The following is a 13,765-nucleotide window of genomic DNA, read 5'->3' as shown; positions in this document are numbered from 1 at the left end:
GCATTTCTCGGCATTTTCAGACTTTTCCTGATTCACACCCACGTTTAAACATGGCTGAATCGCCATTGACATGCGCTGTTTTTAAATAAAGGAAATTGCCATGCCTTTGAATAGTCAGCCTTCAAATCATTACCGTTTGAAGATCGCCGAACTGCCGGCCGAGCTGCTGTCGGTCGAATCCTTCACCCTGGACGAAACCCTAGGCCGGCCCTTCGCCGCCGACATCCGCTTCACCTCCGCCCAACAAGACATCGACCTCGTCTCCCTGCTGGACCGCTACGCGCTGTTCTCCATCCACGGCCCCCACCCGGACGCCGCCCTCTTTCCCGACACCCCGCCCCAGCTGCTGCGCCGTTGGCGCGGCGTGGTCAGCCATGCCCAGCGCCTCAGCGCCAGCCGCGACGAGGCGCTGTATCAGGTCCGCATCGAATCCCAGCTCGCCCGCCTGGCCGAAGGCCGCTTCTCCCGCATCTTCCAGCAGCAAACCGTGCCGGACATCATCGAAACCGTGCTGCGCCGCCACGGCTATCGCGGCCATGAAGTCGCCTGGCGGCTGCGCCCCTTGTTCGGCCAAGACCCCAACCCCTATCCCAAGCTGGAGTTCGTCACCCAGTATCAGGAGTCCGATCTGGACTTCATCCATCGGCTGGCCGAGAAAGCCGGCCTCTATTACTACCTGCTCACCGAACCCGACAACGCAGCCTGGGAAACCATCGTCTTCGGCGACGACATCGACGCCTACGTCCGCACCGGCCGCGATCCCGCCCAGCCGCCCAGGGCGGCGTCAAGCTCAAGCTCCGCCCCAGGCCGGCATAGCCGACAACGAAGAAACCCTGAGCCGTTTCGAACTGGCCGCCCAGCCCATCCGCGCCCGCCTACAGCGCAAGGACTACAACTACCGCGACGCCAACCAGCCGCTGCTGGCCGAGGGCGGCCCGCCGGCCAAGACCCCCGGCGCCCGCGGCGTCGATTACCAGTGGGGCGAGCACTACAAAGACCCGGAGCAGGGACAGCGCGCGGTGCTGATCGCCCAGCAGCGCGAGCATTGCCGCCAGTGGATCGCCGCCGGAGACAGCAACTGTCTGCAAGCCTTCGCCCCCGGCCAGATCTTCAAGCACGACGGCCCGGCGCTGGCTCCGGCCCCGGACGGCTGGCTGCTGGTTTCCGTCCGCCATCAGGGCGGCCGCCGCGACGCCTACCGCAACGCCTTCACCGCCACCCCCGCCGACCGGCCCTATCGCCAGGAACGACTGACCCCGGTGCCGCGCCTCTCCGGCGCGCTGCCGTCCCGCGTCGTCGCCCCGGAAAAAACCTATTACGGCGCTATCGACCTGCAAGGCCGCTACTGCGTGCGCCTGCCTTTCGATCTGGACGAATGGTCGCCCGGCGGCGACAGCCGCCCGCTGCGGCTGGCCCGGCCTTACGCCGGCCCGGAATACGGCCTGCACTTCCCGCTGCACCCAGGCACCGAGGTGCTGGTCAGCTTTGTGCTGGGCGATGTGGACCGGCCCTATATCAGCGGCTGCCTGCACAACTCCGAACTCACCGACAGCAACCCCGGCGCGCACTGGGACAGCCGCAACCTGATCCGCACCTGGGCCAACAACAAGCTGCGGCTGGAAGACCGCAAGGGCCAGGAGCACATCAAGCTGGCCACCGAGTTCGACAAGAGCCAGCTCAATCTGGGCCACGCAGTGGACGGCCAGCGCGCGCCGCGCGGCGAAGGCTTTGAACTCAGGACCGACGGCTGGGGCGCGCTGCGCGCCGCCAAGGGGCTGTTCCTCAGCACCGACGCCCAACCCAAGGCGCGCGGCAAGCAACTGGACATGCAGGCGGCGCTGGATCAGCTGGAAGAAGCGGCCCAGCTGGTGGACAGCCTGCGCCAGGCGGCTCAGCAGGCCCAGGCCGAACTGGCCGACATAGGAGCGCAGACACAGTTGCTGCAACAGACGCTGGCCGAACTGAAGCAGCCGGCGCTGCTGGCGCACGCGCCGGCCGGCATCGCGCTGGCCACCCCGGCCCAGCTGCAACTGGCGGCCGGGCAAAACCTGGCCTTCAGCGCCGGCGCCCAGGCCGATGTGTCGGTGCTGAAGCGCTTCACCGTGGCCGCCGGCGAAAGCATCAGCCTGTTCGCGCAAAAACTCGGTCTCAAGCTGATCGCCAACCAGGGCGCGGTGACGATGCAGGCGCAAAACGGCCCGATGCAGCTGCACGCGCTGGAAAGCCTGAACATCAGCAGCAGCAGCGGCAAGATCGCGATCGCCGCCAAGGAGGAGCTGACCCTGCTCTGCGGCGGCGCCTACCTGCGCCTGAAGCAGGACGGCACGGTGGAAATCGGCAGCCCCGGCAACCACACCGTCAAGGCGCGGAACTGGACCGTCACCGGACCGGACCAGCTGCAAGCGGAGCACCCGGCCTACCCCAAAACCCTGCTCAAGGAAGCGCTGCGGATCAAATTGAGCCAGGGGCCGGAAGCCGCGGCCCAGTTGGCCGGCATGCCCTATACCCTGCTGGCCGACGGCCAGGAAGTCAGCCGCGGCGTGCTGGACGCCCAAGGCCGCCTCGCCATCGCTCATGACGCCGTCACCGCCCGCTACAGCGTGCGCCTGGCCAATGGCGCAACCGTCATCCTGCCGGTGCTCACTCAATACCAGGACGATGAACAGGACCCGCTGGCCAATCTGGGATTGCACCCCCAGGACTACAACATCTCCCGCGCCAATGAAAACGGCGATGCCCAAAACCTGCGCCGGCGCTATGCCCGGCTGCTCTTCCCGCCGCCCCCCGACGCCAGCGGAGACGCGAAATGAGCAAAGCTTATTACTGCCCGCTCAACCTCAAGCAAACCCGCGAGGCCACCTTCCACTGCGAATGGATCGTGTCCGACGCCGAATACGATGCCCAGTGGGGAACCTTCCTGCCGCTCAACTGCGGCCAAGCCGCCTTCGACGCCGTCCACCGCGCCATCGCCCAGGCCCGCCGCAGCGTCGACATCATCTGCTGGGGCTTCCAACCCTCCATGCACTTCATCCGCGACGGCAAACAGCCGCCGATCGGCCAGCTGCTGGAGCAAAAAGCCGCCGCCGGCGTCGACGTCCGCGTCCTCGGCTGGGCCTTCGAACCCTTCGGCATCAATGTCACCGGCTTCGCCGGCGAACCCAATCTGGTCGGCAAGGGAGACTTGCGCATCAAGGCCCGCACCAAGGACGCCCCCTTCGGCGCGCGCAAACATACCGCCGACGACAAGCAATACCAGTACGACAAGGCATGGTACCAACGCCATGCGCTTGATCTGTCGCTGCCCGAAGGCTCCGATCACACCTTGCAGGCTCGCCTCCAGCACCAGCAGCGGCAACAGCAAGCCACCCGCCAGCGCAAGCTGCGTTTCATCGGCCGCGGCTTCGGCGCGATGGAGCAGCTGGAAATCTTCCACGCCGCGCGCTACCGCGCGCAGTCCCCCACCGACATCAGCCAGCAGCTGATGTCCGCCGCCGTGCCCACCCATCACCAGAAGATGGTGCTGATCGACATGGACGACCCCACGCTCGCCTACGGCTTCGTCATGGGCCACAACATGCTGGACGAGTACTGGGACACCCCGGCCCACAGTGTCAGGGTTCACCCGCCCGATCAAGGCCGCAACGGCGCCAGCCCGCGCCAGGACATCTCCAGCCGCGTCAGCGGCCCCATCCTCCAACACCTGCACCACAACTTCGCCCAGGCCTGGCAACAGGAAACCGGCGAAGACCTGCTCGCCCTGCGCAAGGCCAAGGATGTCCACCCGCGGCTGCCGCTACGCACCGACATCGACCCCAAGGGCAAATGCATGCTGCAAATCCTGCGCACCCAGCCGCAGCAGCGCCACCCGCTCAGCGGCAAAACAGGCATCCAGGACATTGAGAGCATGTATCTGCAGGCGGTCAACAACGCGCTGAGCTACCTCTACTTCGAAAACCAGTACTTCCGCTGGCCGGCGCTGGCCGACAAGATCAACGACGTCGCCTACAACCTGACCCGCCATGGCCGCGACGGCAAGCACGGCCAACTGCATGTGTTCGTGGTCACCAACGCCTCCGACGAGGGCGTCGGCCCCGGCACCCTCAACACCTACCGCATGCTGGACACCTTGGGCCGCGCCGAGCTGATCCCCAATGTCAGCCGCAGCCAGGAGCTGGACTGGCGCCATAATCAGTGGAAGGCGGCGCGCAAGCGACACGCCGACATCGCGCTGGAAAGCCGCAAGGCGAGTACGCTGCCGGCCGGCGGCATCAACCCCGGCTATTACCTGGACCTGCAAAAACGGCAGGCCGACGCCGAGCAGGCGCTGCGCCAGGCGGAAGCCGCCCTGAAAGCCAGCCAGGAAGCCAGCCGCCAGGCAAAGCGCACCGGCCAGCCGCAAACCATCGCCCCGCAGCCGCGCCCCGGCCTCAAAATCCATGTCTGCACCCTGGTGGCGCCGGATTCGCCGCCCTACACCCCGGCCGCCTACATCGACGCGCGCAGCCCGCGCGAACGCAGCCTGGGCCTGCCGCCGCGCCGCCAGCTGACCCGGCCGGCCAGCTGGGTGCCAGTCTACATCCACAGCAAGCTGACGCTGATCAACGATGTGTTCACCACCCTGGGCTCGGCCAATCTCAACACCCGCAGCATGCAGGTGGACAGCGAGCTGAATATCGCCCACCAGAACGGGGCGCTGACCAAAAACCTCCGGCTACAGCTGTGGAGCCAGCACACCTGGGATCGCAGCGAGAAGAAAGCATGGGGCGCACAGGAAGATATCGCCAAGGCATTCAAAGCCTGGAGCGATCTGATTGAGGCCAACAAAAAAGCCCAAGGTGACGGCAAACCGCCGGTCGCGCCGCTGGTCGAGTTCTATCGCGACAGCCCCGCCGTCAGCAATCTGGACTAAGACGATGCGCCGCCTGCTACCCCTCGCCCTGCTCACCCTCGCGCTCACCGCCTGCAAGGAGACCCGCATGCTGCCCGATGCTGGAAACATCGACACCAAACTGGCTTTTAGCTGCCGCTACGAGGCCGACGCCAGCCCGGCGCCGGAGCCGGAATTGCAACAAATATTTGAATACGCGCGTTTTATGCAAAAGAACAATCTGCTAGATCCGCAAACCAGCGCCAACGTCGAAATCGCCCGGCTCTACCGCATCGCCGCCGCCCATGGCCACGTCAAGGCCAATTACAATCTGCAAAACGGCCTGCGCCGTGGCGATTTCGACGGCAGCGTCATCGAGGTGCTGGACCTCAACGACCAGTTGATCGCCGCCCAAATCCCGGCCGGCTACTACCTGCTCGGCGTCTACGTCAACAGCGGCTTCGGCTACTCCGCCAATGACGAACTGGCCTTGCGCTACTTCCGCAAGGCCGCCGACCTCGGCAATCCGCAGGCGCAATACTATGTCGGCGACAAGCTGGTAATGGGTTTTATCGGCCAGCGTGAGATTCAAAAGATTGGGCTTCAGATGAAGCGCTGTGCCGCCGAGCAGGGCCATGCCAAGGCCGCCGGCGAAGCTGGCACCTGGGCCAAAGGTGAGGACAACACTCAAGCGCTGAAGTACTACCAACTGGCGGTCAAGGCGGGAAATGACGTCTCGGCTTATAAGCTTTCAAAAGCCTTTCTCGCCCCCTCCTCCGGCAGCTTTGATGATCTTGGCCTGGCCTATGACGCCGAGCGCAGCCGCCGTTACGACATTCTCAGCGATATTCTCGGCGACTGGTCCTACCGCCAACCCACCGTGCCCGATATCGACGACATCGTGCCGCTGCCGCCGGCGCCGCTGCCGGAATGGGACGGCAAGATCCAGTGGCTGCGCGACCACGAGGCCGGCTTCGCCCCGCTGGCGCCCAGCGAGGAACGGCTGCGCGCGCTGGCCGAGGCCAAGCTGCTGGACCCGGCCACCGGCCTACCGGACGAGGCGCGTCGCGCCCGGATCGCGGCCGACAAACAAGCCGCCGCCGACGAGGCGCGCCGCCGCGCCGAACGCACTCCGCCCTTTGCCGACGCGCTGCCGCTGTTCAGCCGCCGCCAGACGGGCGACGTGCCCAATGTCGCCGCCCACTGGCGGCCGCTAGCGCCCAAGGGCTGCGTGCCCTGGGCCGGCGAACACCCGACCACGCTTTGCTTCGCCGGCCAGCCGCTGCCGCAGTTGAATGTCGCCTACCCGCTGCCGTGGTGGAAGCAATGGTTTGGCGATGCATGGCTGGTCTACCGGCCGGTCGCCGTGGAGTGGGAGCTGGTGCGCTACCACCTGCCGGCCTGACCAGGGAGACCGCGAAATGAACCACCGCCAAGCCCGGCGCAAAACCGATTTAGCCACCGCGGCATGGACCCGCGCGGTGCGGGTAGTCCGTGTGTGGCCCGGTGTTCCCGCGGCAAAAAAGACGGCACGGGTTCTGTCACGGCCACCAACACTAGGCGGGCTGCTCCTGCTCCTGGCCTTATCCGCCTGCGGCCAGCAGACCCGCATGCTGCCCAACGCTGGAAACATCGACACCAAATTGGCTTTTAGCTGCCGCTACGAGGCCGACGCCAGCCCGGCGCCGGAGCCTGAACTGCAACAGATCTTTGAATACGCGCGCTTTATGCAAAAGAACAATCTGCTGGACCCGCAGACCAGCGCCAACGTCGAAATCGCCCGGCTCTACCGCATCGCCGCCGCCCATGGCCACGTCAAGGCCAATTACAATCTGCAAAACGGCCTGCGCCGTGGCGACTTCAACGGCAGCGTCATCGAGGTGCTGGACCTCAACGGCCAGTTGATCGCCGCCCAAATCCCGGCCGGCTACTACCTGCTCGGCGTCTACGTCAACAGCGGCTTCGGCTATTCCGCCAATGACGAACTGGCCTTGCGCTACTTCCGCAAAGCCGCCGACCTCGGCAATCCGCCAGCACAATACTATGTCGGCAACAAGCTGGTCTCCGGCTTCATCGGTCAGCGCAACATCCAACAAGTGGGTTATCAGATGAAGCGCTGCGCCGCTGAGCAGGGCCATGCCGAGGCGGGGCTTGAGTACGCCATCCACCTAGACGCCGAAGGTCAACGTGTAGAAGCGCTGAAGTACTACCAACTGGCGGTCAAGGCCGGAGATAGTGTTTCTGCCTACAGCCTATCTGAGGAATTCCTGGTCTCCTCTCCAGGTAGTACAGGCAGCCTAGGCCTGGCCTATGACGCCGAGCGCAGCCACCGTTACGACATTCTACGCAAAACCCTAGCCGACTGGTCCTACCGCCAGCCCACCGTGCCCGATATCGACGACATCGTGCCGCTGCCGCCGGCGACACTGCCGGAATGGGACGGCAAGATTCAGTGGCTGCGCGACCACGAGGCCGGCGTCGCCCCGCTGGCGCCCAGCGAGGAACGGCTGCGCGCACTGGCCGAGGCCAAGCGGCTGGACCCGGCCACCGGCCTGCCGGACGAGGCGCGCCGCGCCCGCTAGCGGACGCGCGGCAGGAACAGCTCGGCCAGCATGCAGCGGCAGCTGCCGCCGCCCACCGCCTCTATGGTGGGAATGGGGTTGACCACCGGCTGCCCGTGGCGCTCCAGCGTTCTTTGCTGCGCCGGCGTGAAGCCGTTCCAGGCCTGCTCCGACATCGCGATCAGCGGCTGGCCGCCGGCGCCGCGCAGTTGCAGGATATTGCCGCAGAAGCTGCGCTCCACCTGGGCCAGGCTGATGTCGATCACCTCGTGGTGTTCGCCCAGCGCGCTCAGCACTTGCCGCCGCTGCTCCGGCCGGTGCAGGCTTTCGGAGCAGATCACCGCGAAGCCCTCGCCCACGCTCATCATCACATTGGTGTGGTAGATGGGCACGCCGCGGCTGTCCACGGTGTCGAACAGGTGCACCGCTTCCAGACCGCGCCGGCGCGCGTAACGGTAGAGCGCGCCCGGATGGCAGCGCTGCGAGCGCGCCGCGTACACGCGCTTGCGCGGATGGTCGAACACCATCACCCCGGTGCCCTCCAGGATCAGCTCCTCTTCCAGCGGATGGCCGGCCCACACCACTTGCTCCACCTCGTAGCCGTGGCTCAGCAGCAATTGGCACAGTTCCTCCACCCGCCGTTCCCGGCGGCGGTTCAGCGTGTGCATCGGGTAGACGTGCAGGCTGCCGTCCACGCTGGTGCTGAACCAGTTGTTGGGAAACACCGCGTCCGGGGTTGGATAGCCGTCCGGACTTTTTTCCAGCACCAGCACTTCAACGCCGCGGTCGCGCAGCCGCTGCGCCATGGCGTCGAATTCCGCCAGCGCCCGCGCGGTGACCTGGGCCGGCGGCAGTTGCAGCCGGTGCTGGAACACATTGTCGGCGCCGGTTTGTTCATTGAAGGCGAAATCGTGAGGGCGCACCATCACGACGGCGCGGGCCAATTGGCCTTGTCTGGCGCGGAGCCAGATGGGCTCCAGGTTTTCTTGCGCCGGCGCGTCGGCGGCGGCGATGGCTTGGGCTTGCATGGTGGGCGGCTCTTGGGTGGGGGTTCGCATGGCCGCCCGCGGGCGGCAAATCATTCTACTGACAGTACGCGTTGCGGCCATGCCGGAAACATGACGCGAACGTTCAAGCAAGCGACACGCGGGCGCCGGCGTCGGCCCGGCCCAGAATGCGGCACAGCTCCATGCCGGCCTGGGCGTAGCGCAGCGGGTGGCTGACGTAGAGCAGGCCCGCCGCCGGGCTGAGCACCGGGACGACCCTGTTTTCCAGCGGGTCGATCAGCTCCAGCAGCGGCTGGCCGCGCTCCACTTCCGCGCCGACCGCGCAATGGCGCAGCACCAGGCCGGGCGCGGGCGCGCTCACGCTGGTCATGCCGCGCCAGGTCCATGGCGCGGGCACCGGCGGCGGCAAGGCCGGCGCGGCGCCGGCGATGTGGCCGCGGCTTTGCAGATAGGCGTACAAAGCCTCCGCGTCCCGCCGCGCCTGGCCGTGATCCAGATCGACCTGCCCGCGCAGTTCCACCGTGGCGGCCACGCAGCCCAGCGGCAGCGGATGCGCCGGCCCCAGTTCATCGGCCAGCCGCCACCAGCTCTGGCCGCAGGATTCCTCGAAAGTCGTGCCGCCCGGCGCCTCGTTCAAGACCGCCGCGGCCACGCCCAGATAGCGCGCCAGCGGCTCCAGCGCCGGCCAGAACGGCGCGTCGGCGTACACGTGCAACAGCGCCTGGCTGTCGCAATGCAGGTCCAGCACCAGGTCGCTGTCCAGCGCCAGCCGGCTCAGGGCAAGGCGCAGCGCCTCCAGTTCCGTGACCGGGGTTTGCGCGTCCAGCGCGGCGCGCATCCGGGCGCGCACCGTCCGCAGATTGGCGGCGGCGTCGTCGCCAAGATTGGCTTCCAGGCCGGGGCGCAGCAGCGGGTGGAAATCGGTGAAGCGGCGGTTGAAATTCTCGCCGCTGCGCAGTTCGAAACGCCCGGGCTGCTGCTGCAACAGCGCCTGGGCCAGCCCGATGGGATTGGCCGCCGGCACCAGCACGATTTCGCCGCGCAGCAGGCCGGCCGCTTCGGCCTGGTCCAGCAGCCGGCGCAGATGGTGGATCACCAGCATGCCGGGCAGTTCGTCCGCGTGCAGGCTGGCCTGCAAATAGGCCTTGGGCCCGGCGCCGCGCCGGCCGTAATGCAGGCTCAAGAGTTCGCGCCGCATGCCTATGCTGGCCTGCGGCAACGCCTGGGTGACGAGCTCCATAAAACGCCCTCCCTTTCCATGTCATTGAAATATCAAAACCACGCTGGACGCGCCGCCTTGACACTGTCGGCGCCTGAGGCTCAAATCATCAGGCAGCCCATCCATCCTGAAACCCGCCATGAACGACAAGAAACCCAGCCTGGACCGTATCGACCTGAAAATCCTCGCCGCTTTGCAAGCCGACGGCCGCATGTCCTTTCAACGTTTGTCCGAGCAGGTCAATCTGACGCCTCGGCCCTGCCTGGAGCGCGTGCGCCGGCTGGAAAAAGCCGGCGTGATCCGCGGCTACCGCGCCGTGGTGCAGCTGCCGGAACCGGCCTACCCCGTCATCGTGGTGGCCCAGGTGGCGCTGGCCGATCACGCGCTGTCGCAGCAGGCCTTCATCAAGGAACTGCAGCGCAGCGAGGCGGTGCTGGACGCCTGGCTGGTGGCCGGCAGCTTCGATTTCCAGGTGCGCGTCGGCTGTCGCGACATCCAGCAATACCGCGAGCTGGCCGAGCAATGGCTGAACAGCGCCGCCTTCAAGATCGACAAGATCATCACCATCACCGAGCTGCAGGAGATCAAGCGCAGCGCCGGCGCGCTAGGCTGAGCGCGGCCGCAGGAACTTCAGCCAGCGGCGTTCCGCCTGACGAAAGCCCGCCAGCAGCGCGAAGGTGCAGCCCAGGTAGATCGCCGCCGCCATCAGAAAAGGGAAAAACGGCGCGTAGGTGGCCGCGTACAAGGCGCGCGCCACGCCGGTGACGTCCAAGAGCGTGACCGTGGACGATAAGGCGGTGGCGTGCAGCAAAAACACCATTTCATTGCTCAGCACCGGTATCGAGCGCCGCAGCGCGCCGGGCAAGACGATGCGGCGGATGACCCGCGCCCGCGACATGCCGAAGGCCTCCGCCGCCATGATTTCCTCGCGCGGATAGCCGGCGAGCGCGCCGGACAGGATTTCCTGCGCGTAAGCGGCGGTGTTCAACACATAGGCGAGGATGGCGCAGAAGGTGGCGTCGCGGAACAGCAGCCAGAACGGGTCTTCCGCCTGCCAGCCTTCTATCACCCAGCTGAATTGCGACACGCCGTAATAGATCAGCATCAGCTGCATGAACAAGGGCGTGCCGCGGAAGAAATAGCTGAAGGCGGCCACCGCCCAGCGCAGCGGCGCCGGGCCGTAGACCCTGAGCAGCGCCAGCAGCACCGCCAGCAACATGCCCAGGCCGCCGGACACCAGGAACAGCTTGGCGGTGAGCGCCAGCCCGCTCCATTGGCCGCCCTCTCCCCATAAATAGCTGGGCAAGGCGCGCAGGATTTCGTCTAGCGTCATCGTTTTCCCCTCAAAGCAGGCCGCGGCTGTAACGCAGCCCCAGCCAGCGGAACACCCCGCCGGAGGCGGCGGTGAACAGCAAATAGACCAGGCAGACCAGGAAATAGAACAGGAAAGGCATTTGGGTGGCGCGGCCGGCCTGCTCGGCGAGCCAGGCCATGTCTTCCAGGCCGATCAGCGACACCAGCACCGCCGACTTCATCAGCGCCAGCCAGTTGTTGTTGATGCCGGGCAAGGCGTGGCGCAGCATCTGCGGAAACAGGATGCGCCGAAACAGCCGCCACGGCCGCATGCCGTAGGCGACGCCGGCCTCCAACTGGCCGCGCGGCACCGCCAAGAAGGCGCTGCGGAAGGTTTCGGTGTAATAGGCGCCGAAGATGAAGCCTATGGTCAGCACCCCGGCCAGGAATTTGTCGAACTCCACCGCCGGCAGCCCCAAGGCCGCCAGCAGCAGATTGAAGACTTTCTCGCCGCCGTAGAACAGCAGCAGCATCATCACCAGTTCCGGAATGCCGCGGATCACCGTGGTGTAGGCGATGGACGCCGCCCGCAACCAGCGCGGCCCGAACAGCTTGACGCAGGCGTTGGCGAGGCCGAACAGCAGGGCCAGCCCCAGCGCGGCCAGCGCCACGCGCAGGCTGAGCCAGGCCCCGCTCAGCAACAGGGGCAGATAGGACGCTACCATGGCCGCCCTCCTTGGGGAAGCGGCCGGCGGGCGCCGGCCGGGGGTGGATAGGGATGGAAGCGGTACGCGCGCCGCGACGCGCAGCAGACGATGAACAGGTGCTTAGTGGTAGATATCGAAGCCGAAGTACTTCTTGCGTATCCCCTCGTACACCCCGTTGGCGCGGATGGCGGCGATGGCGCGGTTGATCGCCGCCTTCAGTTCCGGATCGTTCTTGCGCACCGCGACGGCCACCGGATTGGACTCGCCCAGCTTGGGGCCGGCGAAGGCGAACTGCCGGCCGCGCTCGGTGCGCAGAAAGCTGGTCTCGGCCTGGATATTGTCCTGCAAGGCGGCGTCGATGCGGCCGGAGGCCAGGTCCAGGTAGACATTGTCCTGGTTGGCGTAGGTGACGATCTTGACCTTGCCGCCGCCCCAGTTGGCCTTGGCGTACTGCTCGTGCACCGAACCGGACTGCACGCCCACGGTCTTGCCGGCCAGCGACTGCAGCGTGGGCCGCAGCGGGCTGCCCTTGCGCGCCACCAGCTGCGAGGCGGACGCGTAGTATTTATCGCTGAAATCCACCTGCTTCCGCCGCTCCGCCGTCACGTTGAGCGAGGCGATGACGGCGTCGAACTTATTGGCGTTGAGCGCCGCTATCATGCTGTCGAACGGCTGCTTGACGAAAACGCAGCGGGCCTTGAGTTCGGCGCAGACGGCTTTGGCGATGTCCGGATCGAAGCCGGTGATCTCGCCGTTGGGCGCCAGCACGTCGAAAGGCGGGTAGCCGCCGTCCACGCCCCAGCGGATTTGCTTGATGTCCTTGGCCAGCGACGGGCCGGCGCTCAGCGCCAGCAAGAGCGCGATGCTGATGGTTTTCATCTGGTTTCTCCTTGTGAGCCTGTTCCTCGCCGGCTCAGCGTCGGCGACAGGTTCTGAATCTTCCCGGCTCTGCGGCCGGTGGCGAATGAAACGGTTTTTCAGAAGCGCAGGGACATGCAGGTCAAGCCCCCGTCCATCTTGCGGATTTCGCTGGTGTCGGTCTCGATGATGGGCAGGCCCAGCGTCTTCAGCTTGCGCAGGGTGTCCGGGTAGCCGCTGGGCGTGATCAGGGTGTCGTTGATCCACAGGGTGTTGCCGGCGTATTCCTCTTCCCTGTCCAGCACGATCTGCTGATAGCCGCGGAATACCGGATCGTCGGCGCGGTCTTCGGACAGGATCAGCGTGTTGCGGCCCACGTAGTTGACGATGGATTTCAGATGCAGGCCGGCGCTGACTTCCACCGCGGTGACGACATAGCCGAACTTTTCCACCGCGGCGGCGAACTGGCTGACCCCGGCTTCGTTGGTGCGGCTGGTCAGGCCCACGAAGAAACGCTTGTCTATCATCAGCACGTCGCCGCCGTCCATGCGCGCGTCGCCGTCCATCCACACCGCGTGGCGGAAGCGGGACACCAAGGGCGCGATGCTGCGCACCTCGCCGCGGCGGGACGGCGCGCCGGGTTGGGTGAGCACCGCCAGTTCCGGCATCAGCACCGCGGTGTCTTCAACGAAATGGGCGTCGGGATAATCGGGCTGGGCCGGCAGCGTGCTGACGGTCAGGCCCAGGCTCAGCAGAATGTCCACGTAGTCGCGGAACTGGGCGCGGGTCAGCGCCGGGTCCGGCGCGCCGATATCGGCGGTGGTCAGGCCGCCGGCCACGGTGTCGGCCGGCAAACGGGTGATCGCGTGGGTGAAATGCATGGGCAGGCTCCTTGGTCGGGCGGCCCGGCAAGCGAATGATTGCCGGGGACGGCGCGGGGCCGTTCTCGCTCGAACCATTCTAGGCAGCGCCCCTTGCGGGTGTCGGCCGTATGCGGCGGCCGGCACAGCCGGTTTCGGCTGTTTTCCGGCCCGATACAGCCGTTTGCGCGGCCCGCCGCGGGGGGCGGCGGCGGCAGGATTTTGCTAAACTATCCCAACTACCAGTCGTCCAAAACCGGTATTTGCTTGAAATTGAGCATATCCATGCACAGGCGAGCCCATATGCCGTATATCAAACTCTCCATCCTCCTCGTTTTCGCGCTCTGTACCGTCTATATCCACTATCGCGGCCGCCAACGTCTGGGTTTCTGG

The 13,765-nt window shown here is 66.2% G+C and carries 11 protein-coding genes and 1 pseudogene; 6 read left to right on the top strand and 6 right to left on the bottom strand.

Annotated features, from left to right (window positions below; translation table 11 throughout):
* Positions 1-100: 100 nt before the first annotated feature.
* The 5 genes and pseudogenes from HQN78_RS25775 to HQN78_RS06075 all read left to right on the top strand — a co-directional run.
* Positions 101-760, top strand: a pseudogene (locus tag HQN78_RS25775) (contractile injection system protein, VgrG/Pvc8 family); the annotation flags it as partial.
* Positions 642-2,810, top strand: a complete 2,169-nt coding sequence (locus tag HQN78_RS06090; RefSeq protein ID WP_370646601.1) for a DUF2345 domain-containing protein — start codon at positions 642-644, stop codon at positions 2,808-2,810. The pseudogene HQN78_RS25775 and the gene HQN78_RS06090, both read left to right, overlap by 119 nt.
* On the top strand, positions 2,807-4,909 hold the full coding sequence (locus HQN78_RS25680) for a hypothetical protein (protein ID WP_304502841.1): 2,103 nt from the start codon (positions 2,807-2,809) through the stop codon (positions 4,907-4,909). The genes HQN78_RS06090 and HQN78_RS25680 overlap by 4 nt, the downstream gene beginning before the upstream one ends.
* A gap of 4 nt (positions 4,910-4,913) precedes the next feature.
* Positions 4,914-6,272: a DUF6396 domain-containing protein gene (locus tag HQN78_RS06080; protein WP_235088542.1), complete on the top strand. Its 1,359-nt coding sequence runs from the start codon at positions 4,914-4,916 to the stop codon at positions 6,270-6,272.
* 205 nt (positions 6,273-6,477) lie between these two features.
* Positions 6,478-7,449, top strand: coding sequence for a DUF6396 domain-containing protein (locus HQN78_RS06075; protein WP_235088541.1), 972 nt, complete (start codon positions 6,478-6,480; stop codon positions 7,447-7,449).
* Here the strand turns inward: HQN78_RS06075 and HQN78_RS06070 are convergent.
* Both HQN78_RS06070 and HQN78_RS06065 read right to left on the bottom strand, forming a co-directional pair.
* Entirely contained in the window at positions 7,446-8,486 is a 1,041-nt protein-coding gene (locus HQN78_RS06070) for an arginine deiminase-related protein (protein ID WP_235088540.1), read from the bottom strand. The two genes, HQN78_RS06075 and HQN78_RS06070, sit on opposite strands and share 4 nt — an antisense overlap.
* Before the next feature lie 73 nt (positions 8,487-8,559).
* A complete protein-coding gene (locus tag HQN78_RS06065; protein WP_235088538.1) occupies positions 8,560-9,675 on the bottom strand; it encodes a succinylglutamate desuccinylase/aspartoacylase family protein in 1,116 nt (371 codons plus the stop codon).
* Positions 9,676-9,793: 118 nt separating this feature from the next.
* On the opposite strand from HQN78_RS06065, the gene HQN78_RS06055 reads away from it, so the two are divergent.
* Entirely contained in the window at positions 9,794-10,267 is a 474-nt protein-coding gene (locus HQN78_RS06055) for an Lrp/AsnC family transcriptional regulator (protein WP_107798939.1), read from the top strand.
* Here HQN78_RS06055 and HQN78_RS06050 read toward each other — a convergent pair.
* From HQN78_RS06050 to HQN78_RS06035, 4 genes are all read right to left on the bottom strand, one after another.
* A complete protein-coding gene (locus tag HQN78_RS06050) occupies positions 10,259-10,987 on the bottom strand; it encodes an ABC transporter permease (RefSeq protein ID WP_235088535.1) in 729 nt (242 codons plus the stop codon). The genes HQN78_RS06055 and HQN78_RS06050 overlap by 9 nt on opposite strands.
* A 10-nt stretch (positions 10,988-10,997) precedes the next feature.
* The gene (locus tag HQN78_RS06045) at positions 10,998-11,672 is read right to left on the bottom strand and encodes an ABC transporter permease (protein ID WP_235088533.1); all 675 of its coding nucleotides are present in this window, start codon (positions 11,670-11,672) and stop codon (positions 10,998-11,000) included.
* A 102-nt stretch (positions 11,673-11,774) separates the two neighbouring features.
* The gene (locus HQN78_RS06040) at positions 11,775-12,533 is read right to left on the bottom strand and encodes a transporter substrate-binding domain-containing protein (protein WP_235088531.1); all 759 of its coding nucleotides are present in this window, start codon (positions 12,531-12,533) and stop codon (positions 11,775-11,777) included.
* Positions 12,534-12,631: 98 nt separating this feature from the next.
* Positions 12,632-13,393 (bottom strand): dimethylarginine dimethylaminohydrolase family protein, encoded by a 762-nt coding sequence (locus HQN78_RS06035; RefSeq protein ID WP_235088528.1) that lies wholly within the window; start codon positions 13,391-13,393, stop codon positions 12,632-12,634.
* Positions 13,394-13,765: the final 372 nt, after the last annotated feature.

This window comes from Chromobacterium sp. Beijing, assembly GCF_021496765.1.
Classification (GTDB): Bacteria; Pseudomonadota; Gammaproteobacteria; order Burkholderiales; family Chromobacteriaceae; genus Chromobacterium.
The sequence above is the reverse complement of the archived record's forward strand: the minus strand, read 5'-3'. Positions and strand labels throughout refer to the sequence as shown.

Coding starts and splice junctions, on each gene's coding strand:
- HQN78_RS25680 (WP_304502841.1), top strand. CDS start 2,807: ATGAGCAAAGCTTATTACTGCCCGCTCAACCTCAAGCAAACCCGCGAG.
- HQN78_RS06080 (WP_235088542.1), top strand. CDS start 4,914: ATGCGCCGCCTGCTACCCCTCGCCCTGCTCACCCTCGCGCTCACCGCC.
- HQN78_RS06075 (WP_235088541.1), top strand. CDS start 6,478: ATGCTGCCCAACGCTGGAAACATCGACACCAAATTGGCTTTTAGCTGC.
- HQN78_RS06070 (WP_235088540.1), bottom strand. CDS start 8,486: ATGCGAACCCCCACCCAAGAGCCGCCCACCATGCAAGCCCAAGCCATC.
- HQN78_RS06065 (WP_235088538.1), bottom strand. CDS start 9,675: ATGGAGCTCGTCACCCAGGCGTTGCCGCAGGCCAGCATAGGCATGCGG.
- HQN78_RS06055 (WP_107798939.1), top strand. CDS start 9,794: ATGAACGACAAGAAACCCAGCCTGGACCGTATCGACCTGAAAATCCTC.
- HQN78_RS06050 (WP_235088535.1), bottom strand. CDS start 10,987: ATGACGCTAGACGAAATCCTGCGCGCCTTGCCCAGCTATTTATGGGGA.
- HQN78_RS06045 (WP_235088533.1), bottom strand. CDS start 11,672: ATGGTAGCGTCCTATCTGCCCCTGTTGCTGAGCGGGGCCTGGCTCAGC.
- HQN78_RS06040 (WP_235088531.1), bottom strand. CDS start 12,533: ATGAAAACCATCAGCATCGCGCTCTTGCTGGCGCTGAGCGCCGGCCCG.
- HQN78_RS06035 (WP_235088528.1), bottom strand. CDS start 13,393: ATGCATTTCACCCACGCGATCACCCGTTTGCCGGCCGACACCGTGGCC.